This window comes from Microbacterium sp. M1A1_1b (assembly GCF_053345565.1).
Map to the genome: position 1 here is coordinate 66113 of NZ_JBKFAJ010000001.1, position 14434 is coordinate 80546.

Consider the following 14434-nt stretch of genomic DNA (forward strand, 5'->3'; position numbering starts at 1 on the left):
GCGGTTCTCCACAGGGCGGGACGATGACCGATCGGGAGGCTCCGATCACGGTTCGATGTCGGCATGAACCCAGTCACACTCCGATCGGACACCGACCAGTACGTGCGCTACCCGCGCGAGATCGCGGCCGCGGTCACCCTCCCCGCTGCAGCCGTCGCACTCGTCGCGCCCGGCCCGCCGACCGTCACGACCGCGACCGCCGCGGCTGTCGCCACGGCGTGCGGGGCGCTCGCCACCAGGATGGCGTTGGTTCGCGTGCTCGCCGGGCACGACGTCGTCACCGCACGGACCGTCCAGCCGTACGACGCGCTGCGCGATGCCCCACCGCAGGCACTGCGTGGCCTCGGACCGAAGCCGGACGCGGACCGCATCCGTGTCGCGGGCGACCGGTGTGCGGCGGTGTGGCACACCTGGAAGGCCGAGGGGTCGCCTCGCGACGAACGCGTCGGGGTCGCCGGCGCACTCGCGCTCGGGGCGTGGTGCGCCTGGGCTCTCGGTTCCGCCCCACGCGCCCAGGTGCGCGCCGAGTACGCGCTCGACGCCGTTCCGTCGGACCCGATGGCGGCACTGGTGCTGCGATCGGTCCTCGCCGGCAGCGCGCCGACCTGGGACGAGTGACGCCGTGCGCACCACATCGTCTACGCTCGTCGGAACACCGCGAGAAGGGGCAGCGCGTGCGCGACGACGACGCCGACGACGACGACACGGTCATCCGCCGCGCGTCGCACCCCACCGTGGCCTCGACGGACCAGACCGACGACACCGTGCTGCGAGTGGCTCCCGCGGCAGCCCCGGACCCGTTGGGGGACACCGTCATCCGCCACGCCGGGGCGGTGCGACCCCCGACCGGACGTCGGGCCGCCGGTGTGCCGGACGGCCCCCCGGTCCTCCCCACCCAGGGTGAACCGGTGCGGGAACGCGTGCCGTCCATCCGCGTGGCCGACCGACGCGTCCGACTCGACCGACCGGTCGTGATCGGTCGACGTCCGGCCTTGCCACGGATCGTCCGCGGACCGGAACCCGTCCTGGTGACGGTGCCGTCGGCGCTCGGGCAGGTGTCGTCGTCGCACGTGCTCGTCCACGCCGAGGGCGAAGCGGTCGTCGTCCAGGACCTGCGGTCGACCAACGGCACCGTGGTCCGTCCCGCCGGCGCGCCGCCGTACCGGATGGCGGCAGGCGCGTCGATCGTCGCACTGACGGGTACGGTAGTCGAGATCGGGGACGGCATCGCCATCGAGATCCTCTCGCCGCACCTCCGAGCGACTCCACCTGTGGACGGCTTCCCACCGCCCCGTGTGGCGCCCCCGACGCAGTTGACCGGCACGCCCCGAACCACCAGAGAGCGATCCTGACACGTGACCGAACTCGGCCGAGCCGCCGCCGCCCACACCATCGACGTCCCCGGAGCGGGCGCCACGCTCACCCTCTCGTGGGGTGCCGCGACCGACATCGGTCGTCGTCGTGACCACAACGAGGACAGCTACATCGTCGAAGCGCCGTTCTTCGTCGTCGCGGACGGCATGGGCGGGCACCTCGCCGGTGACCGCGCCAGTGACGCGGTCGTGCGCCGGCTCGGTGACGCAGCGGACGGGCCCTTCGGGTCGCGGCAGTCGATCCAGCACGCCCTCCTGCTCGCCACCGCCGACATCGAACGCGCCGCGGGCGGCAACGCGATCGGCGCCGGTACGACCGTCACCGGGCTCGCGCTCGTGGCGGCCGAGGGGCAGCCGGCCGCGCTCGTCTTCAACGTGGGCGACTCGCGCACCTACCGGGTCGAGAACGGCACGCTCCGCCGGATCACCGTCGACCACTCCGTCGTCCAGGAGATGGTGGACGCCGGCGTGCTGCGTGCCGAGGACGCCGAGGCCCACCCGGACAGCAACGTGATCACGCGGGCCGTCGGGTTCGGGGAGCCGCCGGAGCCCGACTGGTGGACGCTGCCGCTCCGGACCGGAGACCGGTACATCATCTGCTCCGACGGACTCACCAAGGAGATCGGCGACGCCGGCATCAGCCGCATCGCCGCCAAGGTCGACGACCCGCAGGAGCTCGCCGAACGCCTGGTCGGTGACGCCCTCGTCGCCGGGGGACGCGACAACGTGACCGTCGTGGTCCTGCAGGTCGAGGGAGCACCCGCCGACACCGACCTCGAGGACACGCTTCCTCGACCCTGACCAGGGCCCCCGAACTGGGGGACCCAGGGGGCTCCTCGTGCCGGTGGGCACGACGGTCCCGCCGAGCGTGGCTCGTAGACTGGGATGCCGCGACGAACGACTGGCCGTGCCGGCCGGGGAGGAAGGGCACCATGGCGCGACGCCTGCCGTCCACGCCTCCGGTCATCGCCGGCTTCAGCCCCGTCCACGTCCTCGGGTCCGGCGGTTTCGCCGACGTGTTCCTCTACGAACAGGACATGCCCCGCCGCCAGGTCGCGGTGAAGGTGCTGCTGGACGAGGTCGTCGACGACCGGGTCCGGCAGATGTTCCAGTCCGAGGCAAACCTGATGGCCCGGCTCAGCACGCACCCCTCGATCCTGACCGTGTTCCAGGCCAGTGTCGCGTCGGACGGTCGACCGTACCTGGTCATGGAGCTCTGCTCGTCCTCGCTCAGCGAGCGGTACCGCCGCACACCCGTCCCGGTGTCCGAGGTCCTGTCGATCGGCATCCGCATCGGTTCCGCGCTCGAGACGGCGCACCGAGAGGGCGTCCTGCACCGCGACATCAAGCCGTCGAACATCCTGCTGACGGCCTACGGCAACCCGGTGCTCTCCGACTTCGGCATCGCCGCCACCATCGGCGAGGCCGACCCCGACGAGCCCATCGGCATGTCCATCCCGTGGTCCGCACCCGAGGTCCTGATCGACGAGTCCCGCGGCACGATCCAGTCCGAGGTCTACTCGCTGGCGGCGACGGTGTTCTCGCTCGTCGCCGGTCGGTCTCCCTTCGAGGTGCCCGGCGGCAAGAACGGCGCGTCCGACCTGATGAGCCGGATCGACAAGGGCGGCGTCAAGCCCACCGGTCGGACCGACGTACCGCCGTCGCTCGAGCGCCTGCTCGCGACGGCGATGTCGCGGAAGGTCCAGCAGCGTCCGGCCACCGTGATGGAACTCGTCCGTGGGTTCCAGCAGGTGCAGGCCGAACTCGGCGTCCCGCAGACCCCCGCGGACGTCGCGGTCGAGTCGTGGGCCGTCGCGATGCCGACCCCCGACGGTGACCGCACGGTCGTGCGCGAGCTACAGCCCCCGTCGCGGGTGGGCCGGCGGCGCCGGACCCGTCGCGCGGTGCAGGGTGGCGTCGCGGTGACCGGGTCCCGCAGCGTCGGGACCGTGCACCGCACGGGTTCGATGACGATGAGCCGCCGACGGTCACGTCGCACCATCGTGTGGGTGTCGACGGCCGCGGCCGTGGTCGTCGCCGCCCTCGCAGTGACGACGGTCATCGCGGTGACCCGGGTGGGCACGGGCGCCATCCCGACCGTCTCCGACATCCGCGCGTCCTCCACGACGCAGTCCGTCACCTTCCGGTGGTCCGACCCGGGGGTCGAGTCCGGCGACACCTACGTGATCACCTCGAACGGCTCGTCGAGCCAGCAGTCCGGCACCTCGTTCGTGGTCTCGGGTGCCCGAGGTGACGAGGAGTGCATCTCCGTCGCCGTCAACCGCGACGGCAAGACCGGGGTTGCGAGCGCCCAACGGTGCGCCACGATCGGCAGCGGATCGTGATCCGTCGGCTCCTCGCCCAGCACCGGTCCGCCGCGGTCACGGTGGGCGCGTCGGTGCTCGTCGCCGCGCTGGTCACCGGCGCGGCGGTCGTCTCGAGCGGCTACCACACGCAGCGCGTCGACCTCGGTGACGGCACGGTGTGGGTGCCGTCGGCGCAGTACGGTGCCGTCGGCCGGGCGAACACCGCGGTCCTGCAGCTGAACACCGCCATCGAGGCCTCCACCGACACGTTGTCGGTCCTGCAGCGCGGCTCCACCGTCTACAGCGTCGACGAGACCAAGGGCACGATCGCCAAGGTGGACGTCGCCGATGCGACCGTCGGCGACGCGGTCACGCTGCCCTCCGGGTCACCCACCGTCTTCTTCGCCGGCAACACTGCGGTCATCGGCAACCAGGAGACCGGTGAACTGTGGACCACCCCGACCGACCGACTCGACGAGTTCGACGCCTCGACGAAGGCCGACCTCACGCTCGGCGCCGACGCGGTGTTCGATGCGTCGGACGACCACGTGGCGGTCTACTCACCGAAGACGGCGACCGCGTCGCTGGTCCAGCTCGGCACGACACCGTCCGTGGTGCGCAAGTGGCCCGTGCGGATGGACCGTGCGGACGACTTCCAGGTGGCGACCGTCGGCGGGCACGTGGCGGTGCTCGACCGCACCGACGGCCGACTCGCCATCGACGGCGACACGGTCGACCTCGGTGACCGTGTGGGCAGCTCCCCGGCACTGCAGCACTCGTCCGGCTCCGGCGATGACGTCGTCGTCGCCGGTGCCGCCGGCATGGTGCGGGTGACGCCGTCGGGTTCGGTGGCTGCCACCCAGCTGGCCGTCTCCGGCCGTGCGGCGCGGCCGTACGTCGACGGGACCTGCACCTACGGCGCGTGGAGCGGTGGGCAAGCCGTCGACACCTGCGACGGCAGGGCCCTGCAGCAGCTCGACCGGGTGCCGGGCGCGGCCGCGTTGACGATCGTGCACAACGGCGACACCGTCGTCGCCAACGACCCCGCGACGGGTCGGTCGTGGGCGATCGACCGCAGCGGTCAGCTCATCGACAACTGGTCCGACCTGATCAAGCGGGACGACGACCAGCAGCGCGAGCAGGTCTCCGACGACGACCCGCAGGTCGAGAAGGACCAGAAGCCGCCGGTGGCGGTCGACGACGACCTGGGCGCGCGTCCCGGACGCACCACGAGCCTCCCGGTCCTGCTCAACGACTACGACCCCAACGGTGACCCGATCGTGATCAGCGAGGTCGACGGCGTCGACCGTGCCGACGGCTCGGTCGCGATCGTCGACGACGGCCAGCGCCTGCAGATCGCGCTGGCCGACGGCGCGACCGGCACCGTCTCGTTCCGGTACACCATCACGGACGGCAACGGCGGTTCGGCCAGCGCCACCGTCCGGGTGTCGGTCCGACCGGAGTCCGAGAACTCCGCGCCGCGACAGGTCCGCGACACCAGCGCCGACGTCGTGCGCAACGGGCACGTCTCGAGCAACGTCCTGGGGGACTGGGTCGACCCCGACGGTGATCCCGTCTACCTGAAGTCGGCCTCCGCGGCGGACGGCGACCAGGTGTCGACCACACCCGACGGGTTGCTGGACTTCCGGAACACCAGCGGCCGCACCGGCGACCGCAGCGTGCAGCTCGTGGTGAGCGACGGGCGTGCCGACGGTCGGGGCTCGCTCACCGTGCACGTCGCCGCGCAGGGCAACGTGCCCCTGCGTGCGGACGCCTTCGCCGTGCAGGGGTACGCCGGCAAGGGCTTCTCAGTCGGCCCGCTCGACCACGTGCGGGGCGGGAACGGCACCGTCACGCTCACGAGCGTGTCCTCGACCAACGGGGTCACGATCGCGCCGAGCTACGACGCCGGGACCTTCCGGGTCGACAGTTCCGCCCTCGGCGACCACCAGGTCGAGTACACCGTGACCGACGGCACGAAGACCGCCAGTGGCGTCGTCCGCATCACGATCCTGCGTCCACCGGACGCGTCGACGGCGCCCATCACCACGCCGAAGACCGTGTTCGTCACGACGCTGTCGACCAAGGACACCGACGTCACCGCGACCGACATCGACCCGGCCGGCGGCGTGCTGCTGGTCACTGCGCTCGACGGACCGGACCGCGCGTCGGGGGTGCAGACGAGCATCCTCGACCAGCACACGGTCCGCACCACCCTGACCGCGCCGCTCGACGGCCCGGTCACCTTCACGTACACCGAGACGAACGGACTGGCGTCGTCGACCGGCACGGTCACGGTCGTCGAGATCCCGAAGCCGGACCGCATCCAGCCCCCGGTCGCGCAGCCGGACTCCGCCACGGTGCGCGTGGGCGACGTGGCCGACATCGACGTCCTGGCGAACGACACCCAGCCCGAGGGTGAGCCCCTGACGCTCGAGCCGAACCTGGTGCAGAACGTCCCGGGCGACGGTGGCCTGCTCTTCGTCTCCGGCGACCACCTGCGGTACCTGGCACCGACGACGCCGGGCAACTACACCGCCGTCTACCGCGTGGCCGGCCCCGACGGGCAGTCCGCCGACGCAGCGGTGTCCATCTCCGTCAGAGAGAAGGACAACGCCACGAACAACCCGCCCGTCCCGCAGACGGTCACCGCACGGGTCGTCGCCGGGCAGTCCGTCCGTGTCTCGATCCCGTTGAACGGGATCGACCCCGACGGTGACTCCGTGCAGCTGGTCGGGGTCGCGTCGAACCCGGACAAGGGCTCGGTCAGCGACGTCGGGTCCGACGCCCTCACCTACGACGCAGGCGACTACTCGGCCGGTACCGACGAGTTCACCTACACCGTCGTCGACGCACTCGGCGCCCGGGCCACCGGCACCGTCCGGGTCGGGATCGCGCCGCGGGCCGAACAGGCGTCCAACCCGGTCGCCGAAGCCGACCACGTCACGATCCGCCCCGGGGGAGCCGTCACGGTGCGGGTCCTGCAGAACGACTCCGACCCCGAGGGCGGACAGCTCACCGTGTCGAAGGCCGAGCCCACCGCGCAGGGTGTCCGGGCGAAGGTGCTCCGCGGGCAGGAGATCCGTGTCACCCCGCCGAAGAGCGCCACCAGCGGGGACTTCGCGGTGCTGTACACCGCGTCCAACCAGAACGGTGGTGCGAGCACGGCGTTCCTGACCGTCACCGTGGACGAGGATGCCCAACCCCTCCGGCCGGAGGTCGACGACACCACCCTCGACCTGCAGGACATCCTGCACCGCCAGAACGTCACGGTGGACGTGCTGAAGAACGTCTTCTTCGCCGAGGGCTCGACCTCGCAGCTGACCGTCGGCGTGGTCGACGGCTACGGCGACGACGCGCGGGCCACCAGCGACGGCAGGATCGTCGTCACGCTGACGGACGACTCGCAGGTCATCCCGTTCTCCGTCGCCCGCAAGGACCACCCCGACATCGTGTCGTACGGGTTCATCCACGTTCCCGGCTTCGACGACGCCCTTCCGCAGGTCAACCGATCCGCGGGCACCATCACCGTCAAGAGCGAAGCGACGGTCCGGATCCCGCTGTCCGAGTACGTCGTCACGGCGAACGGCCAGACCGCTCGCGTCACCGACACCGGTTCGGTCAAGGCGACCCACGCCAACGGAGACGCGCTGACCGCAGACCGCTCGACGCTGGTGTTCACCTCCGCGAAGCTCTACTACGGCAACGCGTCGATCTCGTTCGAGGTCACCGACGGGTCCAGCGCGAACGGCGGCAAGGGCCGAGTCGCGACGCTCGTGCTGCCGATCAAGGTCGAACCACGATCGAACCAGCCGCCGGCGTTCACCGGTTCGTCCATCGAGCTACAGCCGGGTGACTCGCGCACCGTCGACCTGACGCGCCTGACGGACTACCCGTACCCGAAGGACCTGCCGGAACTCAAGTACTCCGTGGTCAGCCAGCCGGCCTCGGGCACCACCGCGACGGTCTCCGGGCAGCGTCTGACGATCTCGGTCGCCGACACCGCGCAGAAGAACACCACCGCCTCGATCGGCATCGGTGTCGCCGACGCCACGAACGCCGGACGCTCCGGGGTCATCTCGGTGGGGATCGTCGCTTCGAACCGTCCGCTCGTGCAGCCGGGTGCCGACAGCGCGGTCGCGAAGCGCGGACAGTCCACGACGATCGACGTCCTGGCGAACGACCAGCCGACGAACCCGTTCCCGGACGAACGCCTGCGGGTCGTCGCCATCCGCGGGCTCGCCGGCGGCCTGCCCTCCGGTGTGACCATCACGCCCAGCGCGGACAAGTCCCGGCTGCAGGTCGCCGTGTCCGACTCGGCGAAACCCGTCAACACCAACCTGCAGTACCAGGTCGCCGATGCCACCAACGACCCGGACCGGTACGTCTGGGGCGACGTCACGATCTCGGTGCAGGACGTCCCTGACGCTCCTGGAGCGCCGACGCGCACCGGTTCCTACGACGGCGGCCAGGTGACGCTCACGTGGTCCTCGCCCCAGGCGAACAACTCGGCGATCATGGGGTACCGGGTCACGGGGACCAACGGCATCGCGAAGGACTGCGGACTCGCGACGGTGTGCACGATCACCGGCCTGGACCCGAAGGCGACCTACCGGTTCACCGTCGTGGCGGTCAACGGGATCGGCCAGTCGGCCGCGTCGCAGCAGTCTGCGCCCATGAGTGCCGACTTCGTGCCCGCGCCGCCGAAGGGCATCACGGTGTCGGCGGACAAGTCGACGCCGAACCAGCTCGACGTCTCGTGGGACCCCGTCGCCACCCCGAACAACGGCACCCCGGTGTCGAACTACGTCGTGAGCATCCAGGGCCCGGGGCTGTCGACCACCAGGAACACCGGCACCGCCACGAGCACCACGTTCCAGGGGGCGCAGAGCGCGGCGCAGTACACCGTCACGGTCTCGGCGCGGAACGGTGCCGACCGCGACAACACGGTCGTGCAGTGGAACTCGGCCCAGGGGAGCGGGACCGCCGTCGGATCGCCTGCGAAGCCTGTGTTGTCCGCCACGGGCAACCCGCAAGGCGGCCGCACCGCTGTGAACCTCACCGCGTCGGAGTCCGACTGGGGCGGGGGCGGGACCTCGATGCGCATCGTGAAGTACCGAGCGGACGCCCCGATCCCACCCGGGTGCTCGACGTCGGGTTCCGAGTACGTCTGGAACGCCACCACGGCGACGGATCTGATCTCGAGCCAGTACCGCTACGTCGCACTTGCGGACAACGGGCTGTTCTGCACGTCCTCCGACGTCGCAAGCGTCCAGGGGTACCAGACGCCCGATGCTCCGACGGGCACCGCGACGGTTCCGACCGATGGTCTGCCCAAGCAGGACTACGGCATCACCCTCACCGGTTCTGGCGACGGCGACTACCTGTACTACTCCGTCAACGGAGGCCCGCGGGTCGGCTTCGACGGCTCCGCAGACCTCGGCTCCGGCGCTGGCTTCGGCGTACCGACGAACGTCGTCCTCACGACCTGCGCGACCGCGGACGACTACTGCGCCTCGACGACGCTGCCTGGATCCACTGCGTTCACGACGCGGGCTTCGATCGCAAGTGCTGTCGAGGGCCAGGCGCCGGTCATCAACGCGCCGAACAACGGCAATGCCGAATTCGCTCCCAGCGCCTACCGCATCGTCTACTGCACGCCTGGGCTCCTCGGCATCGTCAGCTGCACGGACCAGAAGCCGGACAACGGCGGCGCGTACGGTCCATCCGATGCCGTGCCGGTCGGAGCGGTTGAGGTGCGCGTGAGCGCTACCGTCGACGGACACACCGACCCTGGGTACGCCAGTCGCGATGTCACCCCGGCAAACGGCAACTAACCGAACGAGGAGAATTCCCCGCATGAGCATGTCCCCCGAGCAGGCCACCTGGTTCGCCGACGTCGCCGGCCGCATCGTGACCAACGTCGAGCAGGTGCTCCTCGGGAAGACCTTCGTGATCCGTCTGGCGGTCACGTCGATGCTGAGCGAGGGGCACCTGCTGCTCGAGGACGTCCCCGGTACGGGCAAGACGAGCATGGCGCGGGCGCTCGCCCAGAGCGTGCAGGGCTCGACCAACCGCATCCAGTTCACGCCAGACCTGCTGCCCGGCGACATCACCGGCATCAGTGTCTACGACCAGCGCAACCAGGAGTTCGAGTTCCACCGCGGTCCGGTGTTCGCGAACATCGTGCTGGCGGACGAGATCAACCGCGCGAGCCCGAAGACGCAGTCGGCCCTGCTCGAGGCGATGGAGGAGTCCGCGATCACCGTCGACGGCGTCAACCACCGTCTGGCGGCGCCGTTCATGGTCATCGCGACGCAGAACCCGATCGAGCAGGCCGGCACCTACCGCCTGCCCGAGGCACAGCTGGACCGCTTCCTCATGAAGACCTCGATCGGCTACCCGGACCACGCCGCGACGGTGAAGATCCTCGAGACCTCGTCAGCTCCGTCGTCGTCCGTGCCCCTGGCGAGCGTCGTCCCCGCGGCCACGATCACCGAGATGGCCGCCCTGGCCCGGACGGTGCACGTCGACCCGACGATCGCCGACTACGTGGCCCGGCTCGTCGACGCGACGCGGTCGGCCAACGAGGTCCGCCTGGGCGTCAGCGTGCGCGGCGCGATGGGGCTCATGCGCGCCAGCCGGGTCTTCGCAGCGCTGAGCGGCCGCCACTACGTGACACCGGACGACGTCAAGGCCCTGGCCGAGCCGGTCCTGGCGCACCGCATGGTGCTCGACGCCGAAGCCGAGTTCGACGGGGTCTCCACCTCGAGCGTGGTGTCGCAGCTCCTGGTCGAGACCCCGCCGCCAGCCGACCGGGTCGCGCCGTGACCGACCGGCGACCGGTCTCCACGCGTTCGCGCCGTCCCTCGTCGACGCGGTCGCGTCGGTCGAGCACCGCGTACGAGCGCACCGGGACGGTCGCCGGCCTGACGAACGTGCGGAGCCGTCTGGTGGGGGACCGGGACGGCGTCGCGGCCGACGCGGTCGTCGGCATCGTGCGCCTGTGGCGGACTGCCTGGAGGACCGTGGCCCGTTCCTGGGACGAGGTCTCGTCCGTGGTCACCGGCCTGGGCTGGACGGTGACCGCGCTCACGCTGGTCGCGTTGGTGCTCGGGTACCGCTTCGGCCTGCGCGAGGTCGTGGTCGTCGGGTTCGCGGGCGTCCTGCTCGTCGTCGTCGCCGCGATCGCCCTGGTCGGGCACTCGCGTCTGCTGATCCGGATGAGCCCTCCTGCCCGACGTGTCGCGGTCGGTGACGAGGCCGGCGTCACGGTGACCGCCGAGAACCCCACGCGCCTGCCGTCGGTGCCGATCACGGTCGAGGTCCCGATCGGCTCCGGCCTGGTCGACGTGGCGATCCCGACGATCGCGCCGCGGGGCACGTTCGAACGTGCGGTGCCCGTCCCCACGCTCCGGCGCGGAGTGCTGGACGTGGGCCCGGTGACGGGCATCCGCGCCGACCCGGTCGGCCTGGTCCGCCGGGAACTCGTCTGGACCGCCCGCGAACAGGTGATCGTGCACCCGCGGACGGTCGCGATCCCCTCGACGAGCACCGGCCTGGTGCGCGACCTCGAAGGCCAGGCGACGACGGACCTGTCGCCAGCAGACATCTCGTTCCACGCGATCCGTGAGTACATGCCCGGAGACGACCCGCGGAACGTGCACTGGAAGTCGACGGCGAAGACCGGGGCACTCATGGTGCGCCAGTTCGAGGACACCCGTCGCTCGCACCTGGTGGTGGCGCTGGGGTTGGCCCGCACGGAGTTCGCCGACGACGACGAGTTCGAGCTCGCCGTCAGTGCGGCGGCGTCGCTCGGCGCGCGGGCGATCCGCGACGGCCGCGAGGTCACGGTCGTCGTGTCCGAGCGGACCCCGGAGTTCGCCAAGCGCCCGGTCTACGCGGTGCACCGGCTGCCGACCGTCACCCCGACCCGCCTGCTCGACGACTTCGCGTCCGTCGCCCTGGCGGACGCCTGCCTGCCCGTGGCCGAGGTCGCCCGGATCGTGGGCACCGACACCGCCGGCATCTCCGTCGCGTTCCTGGTCGTCGGGTCGACGGTCGAGCTGCCCGCGCTCCGCCTGGCCGCGACACGGTTCCCGATCGGGGTCGAGGTCGTCGCGGTCATCTGCGAACCCGAGTCCGTCCCGCGCTTCGTGCGGGTACCCGGCCTGACGGTGATGACGATCGGGTACCTCGACGACCTGAGGATCGCGCTGCACCGATCGGCGGCCGCGTGAGCGCCCCGCCCGTCGCACCCCCGCGCCCGCGGCGGGACACCCGCCGGCAGGCGCGCCGTGACGCTCGCCGGGTCCCTCCTGTCCGACTCGTCGGTGGCACCGTCGTCGTCTGGGTCCTGCTCGCGATCGCCAGTGTCGCGTGGTGGCCGGTCTACCGCGACCAGGGGATGATCGTCGCCGCGGTCACGGCCGTCGTCGCGGGCACCGCCATCGCCCTCGTCGGCGCCGTGTACCGGCTCCCGACCGCCGCGGTCGCCGTGGCCACGATCGCGGCCTTCGTGGTGACCGGTGTGCCCGCCGCCGTGCCGAGCGAGGCCGCCGGCCTGCTGCCCACCGGGCAGGGGCTGCTGGACCTGTTCTCCGGCGTGGCCCTGGGCTGGAAGCGCCTGGTCACCATCAGTCTGCCGGTCGGCACCTACGAGGCGTTGCTGGTGCCGTTCTTCCTGACGCTCCTGGTGGCCACGGTCACCGGTGTCAGCTGCGCGACCAGGGCCTCCCGGCAGGAACTCGCGAGCATCCCGGCTCTGGTCCTGTTCGCGGCCGGTGTGGTGGTCGGATCGACGCGGCTCGAGACGTCCATCGCCGTCGCGGTGGCCCTGACCGGGGTCGCACTCGTGTGGGCGCTGACCGTCCGGCACGTCCGGCGGGCGGCCGCGGTCGCGCGCACCATCGGTGCGCCCGTGGCCGTGCGCCGCTCGGTCCTGCGGCCGGCGCTCGTGGGCACCGGGACCATCCTGGCGGCCGCAGTCGTCGCCACGGGCCTGGGACTCGTCGCCCCGCCCACGACGGCCCGCACGGTCGCACGGACCGACGTCGTGAAGCCGTTCGACCCTCGTGACTACGTCAGCCCGCTCAGCGGCTTCCGCGCCTACGAGGAGTCGACCGAGGCCGACGCGGCGCAGCTGCAGGTGACGGGCCTGCCGCGCAACGGGTTCGTGCGGATCGCGACCCTGGACACGTACGACGGCGTGACCTACCGTGTCGGCGGGACGGACGGCTCCTCGCCCTCGGGCACGTTCGAGCGCGTCCCCACCTCGGTGGACGTGCGCAACGTCACGGGACGGTCGATCGACGTCGGCGTGCGCATCGACGGGTACCGCGGGGTGTGGCTGCCCACCGTGGGCGACCTCGAGCAGGTCGACTTCCGGGGGAGCGCTGCCGATCGCACCCGTGGCGCCTTCTTCTACAACGCCTCGACCGCCACGGGCGCCGTGGTCGGAGGTGTGCAGGACGGCACACGGTACGACCTGCGCGCGGTCGTCCCGGACCAGCCGACCGACGAACAGCTCGCTGCAGCACGGCCGGGGGACGCCACGGTCCCGACGGCGACGAACGTGCCGGACGCCGTCCGTGACACCGTCGAGTCGACCGCCGGCGACGTGCAGTCGGACGGTGCGAAGCTCGTGGCCGTCATCCAGGCCCTCAAACGGAACGGGTACGTCAGCCACGGGGTCGGGGACGACCGGGTCAGCCGGTCCGGCCACGGGGCCGACCGCATCCAGGAGCTGCTGACGTCGCCGCTGATGCTCGGCGACCAGGAGCAGTACGCCGTGGCCGCCGCGCTGATGTCCGAGGAGATCGGGTTCCCGACGCGGGTCGTGATGGGCTTCGCGGCCGGCGGCGACTCGGGGACCGGCAGCACCACCGCCGGCGGGTCGGGGACCACCACGTTCCGCGGATCGGACGTCACTGCCCGGATCGAGGTCGACACGGCGCAGTGGGGCTGGGTGACGATCAACCCCAACCCGACGGTGCGGACGATCCCCGACGAGCAGCAGCAGACCCCGAAGCCGGTCACACGGCCCGAGACGGTCGTGCCGCCGCCCCCCGCCGAACAGCAGGACCAGGACACCCAGGCACCACCGCAGAGCGACCGGAACACTCCGGACCAACCCCCGCTCTGGCTGCAGGTCCTGCTCGCAGCGCTGCCGTGGATCCTCGGCACACTGGGGTTCGTCGCGCTCGTGCTCCTGCCGTTCGGCGTGATCGTGGCGATCAAGGCGGTCCGTCGTCGCCGACGTCGCCGGGCCACGACCGCCAGGGGACGGATCATCGGCGCGTGGGACGAGTACCGCGACGCCCTGCTGGACCGCGGACAGGACGTCCCGGTCACCGCCACCCGGCGCGAGGTCGCCGTGGGAGCCCCCGGCGACCGGGGGAGCGGCCTGGCGGCGCTGGCGGACCGCGCGGTCTTCGGGCCGAGCGACGCCGACGACCACGCCGCTGACCGGATGTGGGACGCGACCGAGTCCGCGATCGCGCACCTCGGTGCCGGACGCACGCGGCGCGAGCGCTGGCGGACGGCGGTGTCGACGCGGTCCCTGCGGAGTCCGGTCCACGTCGCGCGCCTGCACCGGGCGCTCGACCGCCGAGCCGCGCGGGTGCCAGCCGGACTCGGAGCGGACGGTGGCTACGATGTTGCAAGGCCCGCCGAGCGACGCAGCGGGTCGGATGAGGACAGAGGCAACCAGTGATCAGATGCGAACACTGCGGATCGGTGCTGCCCGACGGAGCG

The 14434-nt window shown here is 71.7% G+C and carries 8 protein-coding genes; all 8 read left to right on the forward strand.

All coding sequences use genetic code 11. The annotated features are described in order from the left end of the window. Positions 1-63 precede the first annotated feature (63 nt). Positions 64-618, forward strand: a complete 555-nt coding sequence (locus ACLBWP_RS00320; protein WP_447653596.1) for a hypothetical protein — start codon at positions 64-66, stop codon at positions 616-618. Between the two features lie 56 nt (positions 619-674). Then, positions 675-1352 carry an FHA domain-containing protein gene (locus ACLBWP_RS00325; protein ID WP_447653597.1) on the forward strand — a complete coding sequence of 226 codons (678 nt, stop codon included), beginning with the start codon at positions 675-677 and terminating at the stop codon, positions 1350-1352. Positions 1353-1355: 3 nt separating this feature from the next. Further along, positions 1356-2174, forward strand: a complete 819-nt coding sequence (locus ACLBWP_RS00330) for a PP2C family protein-serine/threonine phosphatase (protein ID WP_447653598.1) — start codon at positions 1356-1358, stop codon at positions 2172-2174. 131 nt (positions 2175-2305) lie between these two features. Then, entirely contained in the window at positions 2306-3718 is a 1413-nt protein-coding gene (locus ACLBWP_RS00335; protein WP_447653599.1) for a serine/threonine-protein kinase, read from the forward strand. Further along, positions 3715-9516, forward strand: coding sequence for an Ig-like domain-containing protein (locus ACLBWP_RS00340; protein WP_447653600.1), 5802 nt, complete (start codon positions 3715-3717; stop codon positions 9514-9516). The genes ACLBWP_RS00335 and ACLBWP_RS00340 overlap by 4 nt, the downstream gene beginning before the upstream one ends. A 22-nt stretch (positions 9517-9538) precedes the next feature. After that, positions 9539-10510 (forward strand): AAA family ATPase, encoded by a 972-nt coding sequence (locus tag ACLBWP_RS00345; protein WP_243561981.1) that lies wholly within the window; start codon positions 9539-9541, stop codon positions 10508-10510. Continuing rightward, positions 10507-11919 (forward strand): DUF58 domain-containing protein, encoded by a 1413-nt coding sequence (locus tag ACLBWP_RS00350; RefSeq protein ID WP_447653601.1) that lies wholly within the window; start codon positions 10507-10509, stop codon positions 11917-11919. The genes ACLBWP_RS00345 and ACLBWP_RS00350 overlap by 4 nt, the downstream gene beginning before the upstream one ends. Next, positions 11916-14393 carry a transglutaminaseTgpA domain-containing protein gene (locus tag ACLBWP_RS00355; protein WP_447653602.1) on the forward strand — a complete coding sequence of 826 codons (2478 nt, stop codon included), beginning with the start codon at positions 11916-11918 and terminating at the stop codon, positions 14391-14393. The genes ACLBWP_RS00350 and ACLBWP_RS00355 overlap by 4 nt, the downstream gene beginning before the upstream one ends. Positions 14394-14434 lie beyond the last annotated feature (41 nt).

What these genes read in the sequence shown, in the direction of transcription:
- ACLBWP_RS00320 (WP_447653596.1), top strand. Translation starts at nt 64, where the DNA reads ATGAACCCAGTCACACTCCGATCGGACACCGACCAGTACGTGCGCTAC.
- ACLBWP_RS00345 (WP_243561981.1), top strand. Translation starts at nt 9,539, where the DNA reads ATGAGCATGTCCCCCGAGCAGGCCACCTGGTTCGCCGACGTCGCCGGC.
- ACLBWP_RS00335 (WP_447653599.1), top strand. Translation starts at nt 2,306, where the DNA reads ATGGCGCGACGCCTGCCGTCCACGCCTCCGGTCATCGCCGGCTTCAGC.